This is a genomic window from Nocardia sp. NBC_00565 (assembly GCF_036345915.1).
Taxonomy (GTDB): Bacteria; Actinomycetota; Actinomycetes; order Mycobacteriales; family Mycobacteriaceae; genus Nocardia.
Genome location: NZ_CP107785.1, coordinates 6696615 through 6713869, shown reverse-complemented (window position 1 = coordinate 6713869; position 17255 = coordinate 6696615). Strand labels below are relative to the sequence as shown.

Here is a 17255-nt window from a genome sequence, read left to right as displayed (position 1 = left end):
CTGAAGTTAGGGTGTCTCGCTGTGACCGTCGATATGTCCAAGGAAACGCCGGAATCTACCGAGGCCGATTCCGCGGAATCCGATGCCGCGGCTCCCGAGACGCCGGCATCGCATCCCGTGCCGTCGACCGTCGCGTCCGCTGACGTCCCGGCCGGTCGACCACGTGTCCCGGTCACCCTGGCCTCGATGATCATGGCCGTTCCGCTGGTCATCGCGTTGATCGCGGCGGCCTGGTTCGGCACCGGCTGGGTGCGCGCGGCGTTCTTCACCGACGCCCCGCGCGCCGAGGCGCGTGATACCGCGCTCGCCGATGCCAAGCAGGCCGCGATCAACCTGATGTCGCTGGATCCCAACGATGTCAACGGTTCGATCAAGCTGATCCAGTCGTCGATGACCGGATCGCTGCTCGACGATGCCACCAAGACCCAGGAGCAGTTCCGCCAGCAGGCCAACGAGGCCAAGACCAGGTTGGAGTCGAAGGTCGTCGGCTCCTCGCTGACCGCGCTGAACTCCGAACGCGACCATGCCTCCGCGCTCATCGTGCTGCAGACCACCCGGACCGCCCCGGATGTCGCGCCCTACGCCTACCGCCAGACCTGGGCCCTGGACCTGGTCGAACAGGGTGAGGTCTGGAAGGCCGAGAAGGCGAGTCCGCTCAGTCAGCCCGTCCCCGTGAACCAGCCGGCCGCCGGGCAGCCCGGTGCGACCGCACCGTCCGCGGGCGCCGCCGCGCCCAAGCCCGGATCGTAGGAGAACCCGCTATGGCATCGCGTCGACCAGTCAATCGGGTCACTCCCCGTAACCGTCCCACCGTCGGCCGCACCGCGGCCAGTGCCGGATCCGCGGCCACCCGCCGCACCGCACGTGCGACCGACGAATCGACCGTGACCACGAAGCGCCGGGCGCAGCTCGCCGGTGCCACCGAACCGGTCCGTCCCGCCCGCCAGCCCGCACCGTCGCGGCCGTTGGCGCAGCGGCTGCGCCTGGGACGCGGTTGGGGCCTGGTCGCGGCTCTGTTCGTCGTCACCGTGCTGCTGGGTGTTTTCGCCGCGGTCGCGGCATTGCGCCCCGGCATCGACGATTCGAACGACGCCTATATCGACAGCAAGGCCACCGAGGAGGTGACCGCGGCCGCCTCGCACGCGTTGAAGACCATCTACGCCTACGACGTGAACAAGCTCGACGGCTACAAGGATGCGGTGCACTCGGTCGTCACCGGGCAGATGCTCGCCGATTTCGACAAGTACGCCGATACCAATCTCGCCGCCCTGAAACAGGCGCAGACCAGCGCCGATGCGCTCGCCGATCCGATCGGGGTGACCTTGCTCACCGATGATCGGGCCGAGCTGCTGGTGAACTTCGTGGTCAGCGCGAACAAGAACGGTGTCGCCCAGCAGAGCGCCTCCGGTCCGATCGTCGTGAAAATGCAGAAGGTGGACGGCAAGTGGCTGGCAGCGGCCATCGTCGATCAGTGATCCGGGCGGTATAAGCCCAGCGGGGCAGGGGATCTGGCCGATCACCCGGTCGGCCCTGGCACTTGACGAGTTTCGCAAGACCCGTCACGCTATTCACAACAGCGGCAGCTGTCACAGTGGCTTCTAGCGCCCCGTGGCTCCCGACGCAGCCAGCGATTCGGACACGGCACGCGGCCATATTGGTCACGGCGAGCCGCCACGCGACGGCTTGTTCGGGTGGTACTTTGACACCGCCTTGCGTATTGGTGTACGGTTGGACGTTGCGCTGGCTGCCTCCTGTCCATACCTCGATTTGCACACGTAAGTTCCACCCTTCCGGTGTTACTTCTGTTGTTGCCTGTTCGGGTTTCGTTCGGGTTGTAACCAGCGGAATTCGTAGCAGACAAGCGACGGTCGCGGACCACCACGCGACGCGCGTGAGGTGCTGGAAGGACGCATCTTGGCAGTCTCCACCCAGACCAAGGCAGTTGCCGGAATCCCCGGAGCCCCGTTGCGGGTGTCTTTCGCGAAGATCCGTGAACCCTTGGAGGTGCCCGGACTTCTCGATCTACAGACGGACTCATTTGCATGGTTGATCGGTTCGCCTTCATGGCGTGAAAAGGCCGCTTTGCGCGGCGACGGCGGGCTAACAGGCGGACTCGAGGAGGTGCTCGAGGAGCTGTCGCCGATCGAGGATTTCTCGGGCTCGATGTCCCTGTCTTTCTCGGATCCTCGTTTCGAGGAGGTCAAGGCCTCCATCGACGAGTGCAAAGACAAAGATATGACCTACGCGGCGCCGTTGTTCGTCACCGCTGAGTTCATCAACAACAACACCGGTGAGATCAAGAGCCAGACGGTCTTCATGGGTGATTTCCCGATGATGACCGATAAGGGCACGTTCATCATCAACGGCACCGAGCGCGTCGTAGTTTCGCAGCTGGTGCGTTCGCCGGGTGTGTACTTCGATCACAGCGTCGACAAGGCCACGGAGAAGGATCTGCACAGTGTGCGGGTCATTCCGTCGCGCGGGGCTTGGCTGGAGTTCGATATCGACAAGCGCGACACCGTCGGTGTGCGTATCGACCGTAAGCGCCGTCAGCCGGTCACCGTGCTGCTCAAGGCGCTGGGTTGGACGAACGAGGAGATCGTCGAGCGTTTCGGCTTCTCCGAGATCATGATGTCGACCCTGGAGAAGGACAACACCGCCGGTCAGGACGAGGCGCTGCTGGACATCTACCGCAAGCTGCGTCCGGGCGAGCCGCCGACCAAGGAGTCCGCGCAGACCCTGCTGGAGAACCTGTTCTTCAAGGAGAAGCGCTACGACCTGGCGCGCGTCGGTCGCTACAAGATCAACAAGAAGCTGGGCATTCACCTCGGCGAGCCGATCACCGCGTCGGTGCTCACCAAGGAAGACATCGTCAGCACGATCGAGTATCTGGTGCGCCTGCACGCGGGTGATCGTGCGATGACCGCGCCCGGTGGCGAAGAGGTTCCGGTCGACGTCGACGACATCGACCACTTCGGTAACCGTCGTCTGCGCACCGTCGGCGAGCTGATCCAGAACCAGATCCGGGTCGGCTTGTCGCGCATGGAACGTGTCGTTCGCGAGCGGATGACGACTCAGGATGTCGAGGCGATCACGCCGCAGACCCTGATCAACATCCGTCCCGTGGTGGCCGCGATCAAGGAGTTCTTCGGAACCTCGCAGCTGTCGCAGTTCATGGACCAGAACAACCCGCTCTCGGGTCTGACCCACAAGCGCCGCCTGTCGGCTCTTGGTCCGGGTGGTCTGTCCCGTGAGCGCGCCGGTCTGGAAGTCCGTGACGTGCACACCTCGCATTACGGCCGCATGTGCCCGATCGAGACCCCGGAAGGCCCGAACATCGGCCTGATCGGTTCGCTGTCGGTGTACGCGCGGGTCAATCCGTTCGGCTTCATCGAGACGCCGTACCGCAAGGTGGTCGACGGCAAGGTCACCGATGAGGTCAAGTACCTCACCGCCGACGAGGAGGACCGCCACGTTCGTGCGCAGGCCAACTCGCCGGTCGCCGCCGATGGCAGCTTCCTCGAGGACCGCGTGCTCTGCCGGCGGGGCAATGACGAGAACGAACTCGTTCCCGCCGCCGAGGTCGACTACATGGATGTTTCGCCGCGGCAGATGGTTTCGGTCGCGACCGCGATGATCCCGTTCCTCGAGCACGACGACGCCAACCGCGCCCTGATGGGTGCGAATATGCAGCGCCAGGCCGTGCCGCTGATCCGTTCCGAGGCCCCGATCGTGGGCACCGGTATGGAGCTGCGCGCCGCGGTCGACGCCGGTGACGTCGTGGTGAACGAGAAGTCCGGCGTGGTGGAAGAGGTTTCGGCCGACTACGTCACCGTGATGGCCGATGACGGCACCCGTAAGAGCTACCGGATGCGCAAGTTCGCGCGCTCGAACCAGGGCACCTGCGCGAACCAGCGGCCGATCGTGGACGAGGGTCAGCGGGTCGAGAACGGCCAGGTGCTGGCCGATGGTCCGTGCACCGAGAACGGTGAGATGGCGCTGGGCAAGAACCTGCTCGTCGCGATCATGCCGTGGGAGGGCCACAACTACGAGGACGCGATCATCCTGTCGCAGCGCCTCGTGGAAGAGGACGTCCTGACCTCGATCCACATCGAGGAGCACGAGATCGACGCCCGCGACACCAAGCTCGGCGCGGAGGAGATCACCCGGGATATCCCGAATGTCTCCGACGAGGTCCTCGCGGACCTGGACGAGCGCGGCATCGTGCGTATCGGCGCCGAGGTTCGCGACGGCGACATCCTGGTCGGCAAGGTCACCCCGAAGGGGGAGACCGAGCTGACCCCGGAGGAGCGGTTGCTGCGCGCGATCTTCGGTGAGAAGGCGCGCGAGGTGCGCGACACCTCGCTGAAGGTGCCGCACGGTGAGTCCGGCAAGGTCATCGGTATTCGCGTGTTCTCGCGTGAGGACGACGACGATCTGCCTCCGGGTGTGAATGAGCTGGTGCGCGTGTACGTGGCGCAGAAGCGCAAGATCCAGGACGGCGACAAGCTCGCCGGTCGCCACGGCAACAAGGGTGTTATCGGCAAGATCCTCGCGACCGAGGACATGCCGTTCATGCCCGATGGCACTCCGGTGGACATCATCCTGAACACCCATGGTGTGCCGCGTCGTATGAACATCGGCCAGATCTTGGAGACCCACCTCGGGTGGATCGGCAAGGCGGGCTGGGATGTCGGCGCCGGTGCGGACGGCTCCCGTCCGGATTGGGCGCAGGCGCTGCCGGAGGAGATGCTGGCGGCCCCGGCCGACTCCAACATCGCCACCCCGGTGTTCGACGGCGCCCGCGAAGAGGAGCTGACCGGTCTGCTCTCCTCGACCCTGCCGAACCGTGACGGTGAGCGCATGGTCGACGACAACGGCAAGTCGACGCTGTTCGACGGCCGTTCCGGTGAGCCCTTCCCGTACCCGGTTGCGGTGGGCTACATGTACATCCTGAAGCTGCACCACCTGGTCGACGACAAGATCCACGCCCGTTCGACCGGCCCGTACTCGATGATCACCCAGCAGCCGCTCGGTGGTAAGGCACAGTTCGGTGGTCAGCGCTTCGGTGAGATGGAGTGCTGGGCCATGCAGGCCTACGGTGCGGCGTACACGCTGCAGGAGCTGCTCACCATCAAGTCCGATGACGTGGTCGGCCGCGTGAAGGTCTACGAGGCGATCGTCAAGGGCGAGAACATTCCGGAGCCGGGCATTCCGGAATCCTTCAAGGTGCTCCTCAAGGAACTCCAGTCGCTGTGCCTCAATGTCGAGGTGCTGTCTTCGGACGGCGCGGCAATCGAGATGCGTGACGGCGACGACGAGGATCTGGAGCGCGCGGCCGCGAACCTGGGCATCAACCTGTCCAGGAACGAAGCCGCCACCGTCGACGATCTGGCGAACTAGGCGGTAGGTCGAATGCCGTTTCCCCGTAGCGATTGCTTGCAGGTCGCTCGAAAGGATCACCGTAGCGATTGCTTGCAGGTCGCTCGAAAGGATCAGAACGGCATTCGGCTCCGCGTTCCACCAACTAGTGAACTTTTGCTCGAATTCGACCCGAATAGGGGAAAGGAAGTTACGTGCTAGACGTCAACTTCTTCGATGAACTCCGGATCGGCCTTGCCACCGCCGAGGACATTCGGCAGTGGTCCTTCGGCGAGGTCAAGAAGCCGGAGACCATCAACTACCGCACGCTCAAGCCGGAGAAGGACGGCTTGTTCTGCGAGAAGATCTTCGGTCCCACCCGGGACTGGGAGTGCTACTGCGGTAAGTACAAGCGCGTCCGCTTCAAGGGCATCATCTGTGAGCGCTGTGGCGTCGAGGTGACTCGCGCCAAGGTGCGCCGCGAGCGGATGGGCCACATCGAGCTGGCCGCGCCCGTTACCCACATCTGGTACTTCAAGGGCGTGCCCTCGCGCCTCGGGTACCTGCTCGACCTGGCTCCGAAGGATCTGGAAAAGATCATCTACTTCGCCGCCTACGTCATCGTCGGCGTCGACCAGGAGCTGCGTCACAATGAGCTCTCCACGCTCGAAGCCGAGATGGAGGTCGAGAAGAAGGCCGTCGCCGATCAGCGTGACGCCGACCTGGAAGCCCGCGCCCAGAAGCTCGAGGCCGATCTGGCCGAGCTCGAGGCCGAGGGTGCCAAGTCCGACGTGCGCCGCAAGGTCAAGGACGGCGGCGAGCGCGAGATGCGTCAGCTGCGCGACCGCTCCCAGCGTGAGCTGGACCGGCTCGACGAGATCTGGACGACCTTCACCAAGCTGTCGATCAAGCAGCTCATCGTGGACGAGATCCTCTACCGCGAGCTGGTCGACCGCTACGGCGAGTACTTCACCGGTGCCATGGGTGCCGAATCCATCCAGAAGCTGATGGAGCAGTTCGACATCCCGGCCGAGGCCGAGAACCTGCGGGAGACCATCCGCAGCGGTAAGGGCCAGAAGAAGCTGCGCGCGCTCAAGCGGCTCAAGGTCGTCGCGGCCTTCCAGACCAACGGCAACTCGCCGATGGGCATGGTGCTCAACGCCGTTCCGGTGATTCCGCCGGAGCTGCGTCCGATGGTTCAGCTCGACGGTGGCCGTTTCGCCACCTCCGACCTGAACGACCTGTACCGCCGCGTGATCAACCGCAACAACCGCCTCAAGCGACTGATCGATCTGGGTGCGCCCGAGATCATCGTCAACAACGAGAAGCGGATGCTGCAGGAGTCTGTGGACGCGCTGTTCGACAACGGCCGTCGTGGCCGTCCGGTCACCGGACCGGGTAACCGCCCGCTGAAGTCCCTGAGCGATCTGCTCAAGGGCAAGCAGGGTCGTTTCCGGCAGAACCTGCTCGGTAAGCGCGTCGACTACTCGGGCCGTTCGGTCATCGTCGTCGGTCCGCAGCTCAAGCTGCACCAGTGTGGTCTGCCCAAGCTGATGGCGCTGGAGCTGTTCAAGCCGTTCGTGATGAAGCGTCTGGTCGACCTGAACCACGCGCAGAACATCAAGTCCGCCAAGCGGATGGTCGAGCGTCAGCGTCCCCAGGTGTGGGATGTCCTCGAAGAGGTCATCGCCGAGCACCCGGTGCTGCTGAACCGTGCGCCCACCCTGCACCGCCTCGGCATCCAGGCCTTCGAGCCGCAGTTGGTGGAAGGCAAGGCCATCCAGCTGCACCCGCTGGTGTGTGAGGCGTTCAACGCCGACTTCGACGGTGACCAGATGGCCGTGCACCTTCCGCTGTCCGCGGAGGCGCAGGCCGAGGCTCGCATCCTGATGCTGTCCTCGAACAACATCCTGTCGCCCGCCTCGGGTCGACCGCTGGCCATGCCGCGTCTGGACATGGTGACCGGCCTGTACTACCTGACTCGCCTCGAAGAGGGCGCGAAGGGCGAATACAAGCCGGCCGCAAAGGATTCGGCCGAGTTCGGTGTGTACTCCTCGCCCGCCGAGGCGCAGATGGCGGTGGACCGCGGTGAGCTCACCGTGCGTTCGCTGATCAAGGTGCGCCTCATCCACCAGCGCCCGCCGAAGAACATCGAGGCGGAGCTGTTCCCGGAGGGCTGGAACCGCGGCGACGCGTGGATTGCCCAGACCACCCTTGGTCGCGTGCTGTTCAACGAGCTGCTCCCGGCGGACTACGCGTTCATCAACGAGCAGATGCCGAAGAAGCGTCAGGCGACGATCATCAACGATCTGGCCGAGCGCTATCCGATGATCGTGGTCGCGCAGACCGTCGACAAGCTGAAGGACGCGGGCTTCTACTGGGCCACCCGATCCGGGGTGACGGTCTCGATGTCCGACGTGCTCGTGCCGCCGGAGAAGACCGAGATCATGGAGCGCTACGAGGCGCTCGCCGATCAGATCGAGAGGAAGTACCAGCGCGGCGCCCTGGATCATCAGGAACGCAACAACGCACTGGTCAAGATCTGGCAGGAAGCGACCGAGGAGGTCGGTACGGCGCTGCGTGCGCACTACCCGCCGGACAACCCGATCATCACGATCGTCGAGTCGGGCGCCACGGGTAACTTCACGCAGACTCGTACCCTCGCCGGCATGAAGGGTCTGGTGACGAACCCGAAGGGTGAGTTCATCCCGCGCCCGATCAAGTCCTCCTTCCGTGAGGGCCTGACCGTGCTCGAGTACTTCATCAACACCCACGGTGCCCGTAAGGGTCTGGCCGACACCGCGCTTCGTACCGCCGACTCGGGTTACCTGACCCGTCGTCTGGTGGACGTCTCGCAGGACGTGATCGTGCGCGAGCACGATTGCGCCACCGAGCGCGGCATCATCGTGACGATCGCCGACAAGCAGGCGGCCGGATCGCTGATCCGGGACGCGCACGTGGAGACCTCCGCGTACGCCCGCACACTGGCATCGGACGCGGTGGACGCCAAGGGCAATGTCGTGATCGGGAAGGGCGCCGACCTCGGCGACCCGGCGATCGAGGCGCTGCTCGACGCCGGTATCACCGAGGTGAAGGTCCGCTCCGTGCTGACCTGCACCACCGGCACCGGCGTGTGTGCGACCTGCTACGGCCGCTCCATGGCGACCGGCAAGCTGGTCGACATCGGTGAGGCCGTCGGCATCGTCGCCGCGCAGTCCATCGGTGAGCCGGGTACCCAGCTGACCATGCGTACCTTCCACCAGGGTGGTGTCGCGGGTGATGACATCACCGGCGGTCTGCCCCGTGTGCAGGAGCTCTTCGAGGCTCGTGTGCCGAAGGGCAAGGCGCCGATCGCGGAGGTCTCGGGTCGGGTGCGGCTCGAGGACGACGATCGCTTCTACAAGATCACCATCATCCCGGATGACGGTGGTGAAGAGGTTGTCTACGACAAGCTCTCGAAGCGTCAGCGTCTGCGTGTCTTCAAGCACGACGACGGTACCGAGCGTCTGCTCTCCGACGGTGACCACGTCGAGGTCGGCCAGCAGCTGCTGGAAGGCGCGGCGGATCCGCACGAGGTGCTGCGTGTCATGGGCCCCCGTCAGGTGCAGATCCACCTGGTCCACGAGGTCCAGGAGGTCTACCGCTCGCAGGGTGTGTCGATCCACGACAAGCACATCGAGGTCATCGTGCGCCAGATGCTGCGTCGCGTGACGATCATCGACTCGGGTGCCACGGAGTTCCTGCCCGGCTCGCTCACCGAGCGGTCCGAGTTCGAGGCCTCCAACCGTCGCGTCGTCGCCGAGGGCAATGAGCCCGCGGCGGGTCGCCCGGTGCTGATGGGTATCACGAAGGCGTCGCTGGCGACCGATTCGTGGCTGTCGGCGGCATCCTTCCAGGAGACCACTCGAGTCCTGACCGACGCGGCCATCAACTGCCGCTCGGACAAGCTCATCGGCCTCAAGGAAAACGTGATCATCGGCAAGCTGATCCCGGCCGGTACCGGCATCAACCGCTACCGCAATATCACGGTCCAGCCGACCGAAGAAGCCCGCGCCGCTGCGTACGCGGTGCCGTCCTACGACGACACCTACTACTCGCCGGACAGCTTCGGCGCCACCACCGGTGCCGCGGTCCCGCTCGACGATTACGGTTTCAGCGACTACCGGTAACCGGTAGCTCTTTTAGTCAGGCGATCGCCCCGCTCCAACAGGAGCGGGGCGATCGTCGTTTCACGTATTGTCGAGGTATGAGCGTGGCGTACGACCACTACCCCGAACTGCACCGTCTGGTCGAGCAGCTTCCACCGGAAGTTGCGCCTGCAGCGCGCGACGCGCTGCTACGCCTGGTCAAGGGTGGCTCTGGTGATCGGCTCGCCGGTTTGCCGTCCTTTGACGGTCCGGAAGATCTCAGCGAGCGGATGGATACCGAACTTTTCGAGGCCAAGTGACGCTGATCGTCGATGCCAATGTTTTGGTAGCGGTAATGAATCGGCGGGACAAGCGGCATACGGAGATGAGTGCCTTCCTGGCAGGTCGTGCCGATGAGTTCGTTGTTACGCCATACGTTGTGGCCGAAGTGACCTATTTGCTGCAGAAGTACGCAGGTGCGCAGGCCGAGATCCAGTTCATGGAAGCCGTGCGGGATGGGCTATTTCGTGAAGAGTTCGATCCAGGGGATACATCGCGCATCATCGAGTTGATGAAGCAATTCGCGAGTTTTCCGCTCGGTGCCGCCGACGCTTCTTTGATTGCTGTTGCCGAGCGCCTCCAAGTCAGAGACATCGCAACCGCGGACAACCACTTTCGTGCGGTGAAGACCGCCGGACTGGATTTCATCAATGTTCTTCCCTGAGCGATCCGGTCCGATTCCCGAGCGCAGGAACCTGATTGCGGCCGCGCTGCGTGCGGGGATGACTCAGTTCGTCGCTGACCCACGAGTGTTTCGTACGTTGACCCGTGAGGAACTGCAGCGGGACGACGTCTTTGACCGCCCGTAGGGTTCTCATGCATGTTCAGCTCCGGTGATCTGATCTTCCGGGAGGGCGAGGGGGTTCAGGGGGAGGGGAAGCGGACGTGGGGGCAGGGCTTGCCTGCTATGTGGCACTTGTCCTCGAATCCGGCTGGGAGCCAGTTGCCGGACAGTAGGAGGGGGTGGTTGGGGAACTGGGTGTGGGCTGCTAGTGCGAACATCAGGATTGCCCAGGGGCTTTGGACTTGGAGTGCTTGTGGCTTGCCCGGTAGGTCGCGGTAGCGGAACTCCACGCGATCGGGTCCGATCAGATCCACCATGTCCAGTCCGGACCAGTAGATCGAGAATGTGTGGCCGGGGTTGTGGAAGAACACCCGCCGCTCGGACACCATGGCCGCGCCGGGGCGTGCGGGTACCCAGCGCGGCTGAAGTTCGTGGGCCGCGCGCCGACGCCGAGATTGATTGGCGAGCGCATTGCCGAGGTGGGCGGCCGCTACGAACGAGAGTGATCCGGACGCGTACATCGTCCTTGGGGCCCAACTGCCGTCGCCGACCGCCTGCCAGACCGACCAGACAGCTGGCCCCTCGGCCAGGCACAGCTCATCGGCTTCGAGGCGAATCCTGGTCGCCTGCGCCCGGATCCGCGCTAACTGCTTCTTGACCAGAAAGTCGACGACGCCGCATGTGTAGAGCACGTGATCGTCGAACCACGACCACCCGATCTGCTCAGCGATCAGCCGATCGATCTCGACACCGGGATCGAACATTCCTTCAGCACCCCCGATCGCGACCTCGGACACCTGTATCGACGGTAGCCGAAATATCCTGCGCCATCAGCCCCGAATCGGCTGCGCCCGATGCTCGGCACGCTGGTGCGGGCAGCTGTCGCGCCGTGGCGTGCACCGGGGCACGCCAGCTGACCGTTGATCACCGCTGTACGGGCGGACCCGATGACCTCAGTGAGCACGGGTACTGCGGTCCTTCGAACCGGCGCAATCGGTCAACTGGACTTGCTGGGTCCCCGGGGTGTTGGCGGCTCGGGATTGTCAGTCGGGTGGGGAAGAGGAAGGTCAGGGTGAGTAGGAGCAGGGCTAGGGGGAGGGTCCAGAGGAGGGTGTGGGGGATGGCGTCGGCGGTTGTTGCTGGTGATGCGGGGGCTGCGGGGAGTTGGTGGGTGCTGCCGAGGTCGTATCACCGCTAGTCCCCATGGCGTGGGGCTGTGGTGCGGGACGCAGGCCCGGTTCGTACGCTGGTAACGCCTCGGCCAGGGCCGGCAGGAAATGCCGCCCAGCCGCCGACTTCGAGACGGGATCACTGCCATGACTGATGGGGGACAGCCCGGCGGTTACGGCTACCCGGCCAACCAGCCCGGATACGGCCCGCCGCCGGGGTACGGATACCCGGTCTACGCGCCGGCGGAACCGCCTGCCCATCTGGGCTGGGCGATCGGGGCCACCATCCTCGGGACCCTCACCTGCATGGTGGGTTCCGTGCTCGGCATCGTGTCGATTCTCTTCGGTTCGCAGGTGCATTCGAAGTGGCACAGCGGAGATATCGCTGGTGCGTTCGACGCGTCCAAGAAGGCGAAGGCTTGGGCGATCGCCGCCACTGTTGCCAATGTGCTCTGCGCGGTTCTCGCCGTCGGCTATCTCGTCGTCACGCTGACGAGTTCGTCCTCGTACTGACGGGTGCACTCCGCCGCCCGGAGCGCGATTCAGTGGACAACCGCGCATCGCCGAGGTATGAAAATAGAACACGTTTCAGTTTTCGGTGGGAGATGCGATGGACAGTGCAGCCATGGGCGATCTGGTGATGGCCGGTTTTCAGAAGCTGGGGTTCATCCAGTACGCCGGGATCGAAGGGGTCGAGTTCAGCGCGGGCCGCAATGTCGTGACAATCGCGCCCAAACCCGAACATCTCAACCACAACGGTGATCTGCACGCCGCGGTGCTGTTCGGCCTGGCCGAGACCGCGGCGATGGGCGCGTCGATCTCGGGCATCGTCGATCTAATGGGGGAGACGTTCATCGTGGCTCGCGACGGCCGGATCGAATATCTGGCGCGGGCCAAGGGCGCGGCGGGCCCGTTCCTCGCGACATCCGAGCTGTCTGCCGAAACGCTCGAGCAGGCGCGCTCCGATATCGCGGCGCGGGTCGATGTCGAGTTGGCGGTCCCGGTGGACATTACCGACAACACCGGAAAGTCGGTCGCCGCATCGGCTTTCACCGCGGTCATCCGCCCCAGGAGGAAGTGACCACGCTCGTCGAACACCCGGACATGGCGGTAGCGGTTGGGAGGGCGGCCGATCGCGCGCCCTCCCTGCCATATCAGCGTTCGCTGTCCAGCAGCGCCATCTGCGCGGCCGCGTAACGTTCGCCGGCGATCTGGTCGGCGGGCACCGCGGCCTCGATGGTGGCCAGCTCCTCGGTGCTGAGCTGGATATCCAGTGCGCCAAGGGATTCCGACCAGCGTTCGCGGCGGCGGGCGCCGAGGATCGGCACGATATCCGCGCCACGGGTCAGCACCCAGGCAATGGCCAGCTGCGCCACCGAAACATCCTTGTCCGCAGCGATTTTCGCGAGCGCGTCGACCAGTTTCAGGTTCTGATCGAGGTTTTCGCCCTGGAACCGCGGGCTGTGCGCACGGAAATCGTCAGGTGCGAAGGCCGCTCGGGAGCGAACGGAGTCGCTGAGCAGACCGCGGGAGAGTACGCCGTAGGCGGTGATGCCGATGCCGAGTTCCCGTACCACGGGCAGGATTTCGGCTTCGATGCCGCGCGAGATCAGCGAGTACTCGATCTGCAGATCCACGATCGGGTGCACGGCCGCGGCGCGGCGGATGGTGTCGACGCCGACCTCGGACAGCCCGATGTGCCGGATGTAGCCCGCCTCGACCAACTCGGCCATGGCACCGACGGTCTCCTCGATCCCGACGTTCGGGTCCAGCCGCGCGGGCCGGTAGATATCGATGTAGTCGACGCCGAGTCGCTGCAGGCTGTAGGTGAGGAAGTTGCGCAGCGCGACGGGTCGGCTGTCGGTGCCGCCCCAGGTGCCGCCCGGTCCGCGCAGCGCGCCGAACTTCACGCTCAGCACGACGTCCTCCCGGGGACGCTCGGCGATGGCCTTGCCGATCAGCATCTCGTTATGACCCGCGCCGTAGAAGTCGCCGGTGTCGATGAGGTTGGCGCCGGAGTCCAGCGCGGCGTGGATGGTGGCGATCGATTCGGCGTCATCGCTGGCGCCGTACATGCCGGACATGCCCATTGCGCCGAGACCGATGCGGCTGACCGCGGGGCCGGTCTTGCCGAGTTCGGTGCTGGTGGTGATCTTCGATGTCGTCATGGGATCAAGCCTGAACCTTTATCCGGGGTTGCGGCAGAGATCGCTTATCGGGGGATCGCCGATCCCTGGCTTGCCCCGGCCTCTTGCGGGACAGTGGTGATATGGACCGATCCGAACTGGCAGATTTCCTGCGCCGGCGCCGTGCGCAGTTGACGCCCGCGGATGTCGGGCTGCCGCCAGGGGTCCGCCGCCGCACGCCCGGCCTGCGCCGGGACGAGGTGGCCCTGCTCGCGGGCATGTCGACCGACTACTACACCCGCCTGGAGCAGTCGCGGGGCCCGCGGCCGTCCATCCAGGTGCTCGCCTCGCTGGCGCGGGCGCTGCGCTTCAGCAACGATGAACGCGACCACCTCTACCACCTGTGCGACCACGCCCCGCCCGTGCGCGAGTTCGGCGATAAGCACGTCGGTCCGGGGATCATGCATGTGCTGGCGAAGCTGGACGACACCGCGGCCACCGTCATCACCGACCTCGGCGAGGTTTTGGTGCAGAACCGGATGCACACGTTGCTCGTCGGCGATCACGCGCACCGTCGTGGGTTGGACCGGTTCTACGCATGGCGCTGGTTTACCGACCCGCTCGGGCGATCGATCTTTCCGGAGCAGGACTGGGATCGACTGGGCCGCAAGCACGTCGCCGACCTGCGCGCTACCGCCGCGCGCCGATCCGGCGACGCCGATGTCACCGAGCTCGTGAGCCGATTGCGTGCCACGAGTACGGAATTCGAGCAGCTCTGGAACGAACACGAAGTGGCGGTGCGGATCTCCGACACCAAGCGGATCCTGCATCCCGAGGTCGGTTTGATCGACACGGTCTGCGAAACCCTGCTCACCCCGAACGAGGCGCAGCGACTGCTCGTCTTCCTGCCACGTCCGGGTACCGATGCGGCGGAGAAGCTGGATCTGTTGCGGGTCATCGGAACTCAGAAACTGCTGCCCGCGAATGACGACATCCGCGGGTGAATAACTGGATCGCGTTACTCAGGGATTGAGGTTGAAGTAGTCCATCGCGGCCTGGATCGCGGGCTCGCCACCGCCGGCAGACAGACCCGCGAACGCACCGATGACGCCACCGACGACGGTGAAGATCGGAGCGGTGACGACGTCGAAGACGAAAAGGCCGAGGGGGAAGCCGAGTACGAAGCCGATGGCCGCGCCGGTCAGCACCTGCGGCATCGACTTTTCGATCTGACCGAAGAAACGCTCCTGGGTGCTGACGTCGCGAACCGGCTCGTCCGTCTCGCTGATGGGCGTCAGCGACAGCCGCGTACCCGCCTGATCGATCGACGGGACCAGATCGATCCGGTGCCCGCCGATATTCAGCGCGGTCGGCAGCTAATCCTGCCGGGATGCCCCTAATGCCTTGTGATCAGCCCTTTCTGGGGTTGTCGGCCGATGTGGATGCTTCTCCGCGCGCATAGCCGGTCGTATGCTCCTGGCGAATCCCGATACCGCCGGTCGGTTCCGTCGAGTGCTCGGGCGCAACGGGCGCGGTGGCCCGGAACGGACGGTCAGACCTGCTCCGGGCCTACGCATCAGACGACCTGCAGCACGATTTTGCCGCGAGTGCGGCCGGTCTCGCCGTAGGTGTGTGCCTTGGCCGCATCGGTGAGAGGGAGGACGGTATCGAGCTCGGGGCGCAGTCTGCCTGCCGCGACCAGTTCGGCGATCGCGCGCAAGCCGGCCGAATCCGGTTCCACCATGATCCATCCGGTCTGCACGTCGGCGGCGGGCGGTACATCGTCCGGGCCGGGGAGGGTTACCAGATGACCGCCGGGGCGCAGTACGCGCAGTGAGCGAGTGCCGTAGTCGCCGCCGATGGTGTCGAGGACGACGTCGATATCGCGGACCGCATCGGCGAAATCGACGGTGGTGTAGTCGATTACCTCGTCCGCACCGAGGGCGAGCAGGAATTCGTGCTTAGCTGCCCGGGCCGTTCCGATGACATACGCGCCCTGCGCCTTCGCGATCTGCACGGCCAGATGTCCGACACCGCCGCTGGCCGCGTGGATCAGAACCCGTTGTCCGGCACTCAGTTTCGCGGTGTCGATCAGCCCCTGCCAGGCGGTGAGCGCCGCGAGCGGCAGTGCGGCGGCCTCGAGATGGGTGATCGTGTCGGGCTTGCGGACGAAGTGCCGGGCCGGTGCGGCGACGAATTCGGCGTAGCCGCCCGCCTGGCGCGGGAAATGGGGCATGCCGAAGACCGCGTCGCCGGGCTGGTACAGCGTCACCCCGGGCCCGACCGCCTCGACCGTGCCGGAGACATCCCAGCCGACGATGGGCGTCGGGCCCCACACGATCAGGCCACCGCTGGTGCGGGTCTTCCAGTCGACCGGATTCACCCCGGCCGCGTGCACCCGCACCAGGATCTCGGTCACGCCGGGTTCGGGCCGCTCGATCTCGACGGGTGTCAGAACGTCCGGGCCGCCCCATTCGCGGATGCCGATGGCGCGCATCGTGGTGCTGGTGCTCATGGTCTGTGTCCTTTCCTCGGGGCTCGGCGGCGTGCGAGCGGACTCAGATTGCCTCCGATCGAGAGTGCGCAGTATTGGCTGGATGGCCAATATCTGACAGAATTCGGCCACATGGTTGCCGACACCACATCGCGACCGCATCGGGTCGTCGTCCTGGCACTCGACGGCGTGCCGCCCTTCGAGCTGGGGATTCCGTCGCGCGTCTTCGGGAACGCGTTCGACGACGCCGGACGGTCGCTGTACGAGGTGCTGGTGTGCACGGCCGATGGGCAGCCGGTCCAGAGTGACGCCGGTTTCGCCATCGCCGTCGCGCACGGACCACAGGCGCTGGCCGATGCCGACACGGTCGTCATCCCGCCCATCCACGATCTCAGCGAATTGCACGTCGGCTCGGCGCTGCCCGAGCCGCTGGCCGCCGCGCTCACCCTGGTTCGCCCCGGTGCCAGGATGGTTTCGATCTGCACCGGCAGCTACGTGCTCGCCGCCGCCGGTCTGCTCGATGGACGTCCGGCCACCACCCATTGGCAGCGGGCCGACGAGTTCCGGCGGGCCTTTCCGAAGGTGCGCGTCGATCAGGACGTGTTGTTCGTGGACGACGGTGACGTGCTCACGTCGGCGGGTATCGCCGCGGGCATCGATCTGTGCCTGCACCTGGTCCGCCGCGACTATGGCGCCGCCGCCGCCAACCGCGTGGCGCGACGTTGCGTGGTCCCGCCCTGGCGTGACGGCGGGCAGGCGCAGTTCATCGAACGCCCGGTGCCCGAACCGACGGTTGCTTCGACGGCCGCGACCCGCGCCTGGCTGCTGGATCGCCTGGCGGACCAGATCTCGCTGGAGGAGATGGCAACGCACGCCCGCATGAGCGTTCGCACCTTCAGCCGCAAGTTCCGCGACGAAGTCGGCGCCACTCCGGGCCGCTGGCTCACCGCCCAGCGCCTCGAACGTGCTCGCGACCTCCTGGAGAACAGCGACCTCAGCATCGACCTGGTCGCCCACCGAGCGGGCTTCGGCACCGCGAATTCCCTACGCCAGCACATGCGTTCGGTACTGGGCATCGCACCGAACAGCTACCGCAGGACCTTCCGCGGCACCGCCGCCTGAGTGCGATGCCGC

At 65.4% G+C, this 17255-nt stretch carries 14 protein-coding genes; 10 read left to right on the top strand and 4 right to left on the bottom strand.

Annotation, left to right across the window (positions count from 1 at the left end):
- Positions 1-21: 21 nt before the first annotated feature.
- The 6 genes from OG874_RS30730 (at position 22) to OG874_RS30705 (ending at position 10212) form a co-directional block, all read left to right on the top strand.
- Complete coding sequence (locus OG874_RS30730; RefSeq protein ID WP_330250581.1) at positions 22-750, top strand: hypothetical protein; 729 nt, start codon at positions 22-24, stop codon at positions 748-750.
- A gap of 11 nt (positions 751-761) precedes the next feature.
- Entirely contained in the window at positions 762-1475 is a 714-nt protein-coding gene (locus tag OG874_RS30725; RefSeq protein ID WP_330250580.1) for a hypothetical protein, read from the top strand.
- A gap of 421 nt (positions 1476-1896) precedes the next feature.
- Positions 1897-5403 carry a DNA-directed RNA polymerase subunit beta gene (rpoB, locus tag OG874_RS30720; RefSeq protein ID WP_330250579.1) on the top strand — a complete coding sequence of 1169 codons (3507 nt, stop codon included), beginning with the start codon at positions 1897-1899 and terminating at the stop codon, positions 5401-5403.
- Between the two features lie 173 nt (positions 5404-5576).
- On the top strand, positions 5577-9530 hold the full coding sequence (locus tag OG874_RS30715) for a DNA-directed RNA polymerase subunit beta' (protein ID WP_330250578.1): 3954 nt from the start codon (positions 5577-5579) through the stop codon (positions 9528-9530).
- 77 nt (positions 9531-9607) lie between these two features.
- The gene (locus tag OG874_RS30710; RefSeq protein WP_330250577.1) at positions 9608-9808 is read left to right on the top strand and encodes a hypothetical protein; all 201 of its coding nucleotides are present in this window, start codon (positions 9608-9610) and stop codon (positions 9806-9808) included.
- Positions 9805-10212 carry a type II toxin-antitoxin system VapC family toxin gene (locus OG874_RS30705; protein WP_330250576.1) on the top strand — a complete coding sequence of 136 codons (408 nt, stop codon included), beginning with the start codon at positions 9805-9807 and terminating at the stop codon, positions 10210-10212. Before OG874_RS30710 ends, OG874_RS30705 begins: the two co-directional genes overlap by 4 nt.
- Before the next feature lie 200 nt (positions 10213-10412).
- On the opposite strand, the gene OG874_RS30700 is transcribed toward OG874_RS30705, so the two are convergent.
- Entirely contained in the window at positions 10413-11129 is a 717-nt protein-coding gene (locus OG874_RS30700) for a hypothetical protein (protein WP_330250575.1), read from the bottom strand.
- A gap of 519 nt (positions 11130-11648) precedes the next feature.
- Between OG874_RS30700 and OG874_RS30695 the strand changes: the two genes are divergently transcribed.
- Both OG874_RS30695 and OG874_RS30690 read left to right on the top strand, forming a co-directional pair.
- Complete coding sequence (locus OG874_RS30695) at positions 11649-12014, top strand: CD225/dispanin family protein (RefSeq protein ID WP_330250574.1); 366 nt, start codon at positions 11649-11651, stop codon at positions 12012-12014.
- A gap of 97 nt (positions 12015-12111) precedes the next feature.
- Positions 12112-12582, top strand: a complete 471-nt coding sequence (locus OG874_RS30690) for a PaaI family thioesterase (RefSeq protein WP_330250573.1) — start codon at positions 12112-12114, stop codon at positions 12580-12582.
- A 73-nt stretch (positions 12583-12655) separates the two neighbouring features.
- Here the strand turns inward: OG874_RS30690 and OG874_RS30685 are convergent, their stop codons facing one another.
- On the bottom strand, positions 12656-13669 hold the full coding sequence (locus OG874_RS30685) for an aldo/keto reductase (protein WP_442943147.1): 1014 nt from the start codon (positions 13667-13669) through the stop codon (positions 12656-12658).
- A 101-nt stretch (positions 13670-13770) separates the two neighbouring features.
- Between OG874_RS30685 and OG874_RS30680 the strand changes: the two genes are divergently transcribed.
- Positions 13771-14631: a helix-turn-helix transcriptional regulator gene (locus OG874_RS30680; RefSeq protein WP_330250572.1), complete on the top strand. Its 861-nt coding sequence runs from the start codon at positions 13771-13773 to the stop codon at positions 14629-14631.
- Positions 14632-14649: 18 nt separating this feature from the next.
- Here the strand turns inward: OG874_RS30680 and OG874_RS30675 are convergent, their stop codons facing one another.
- Positions 14650-14844, bottom strand: a complete 195-nt coding sequence (locus tag OG874_RS30675) for a hypothetical protein (protein WP_330250571.1) — start codon at positions 14842-14844, stop codon at positions 14650-14652.
- A gap of 359 nt (positions 14845-15203) precedes the next feature.
- Positions 15204-16142 (bottom strand): NADP-dependent oxidoreductase, encoded by a 939-nt coding sequence (locus OG874_RS30670; RefSeq protein WP_330250570.1) that lies wholly within the window; start codon positions 16140-16142, stop codon positions 15204-15206.
- 111 nt (positions 16143-16253) lie between these two features.
- On the opposite strand from OG874_RS30670, the gene OG874_RS30665 reads away from it, so the two are divergent.
- The gene (locus OG874_RS30665) at positions 16254-17243 is read left to right on the top strand and encodes a GlxA family transcriptional regulator (protein ID WP_330250569.1); all 990 of its coding nucleotides are present in this window, start codon (positions 16254-16256) and stop codon (positions 17241-17243) included.
- Positions 17244-17255: the final 12 nt, after the last annotated feature.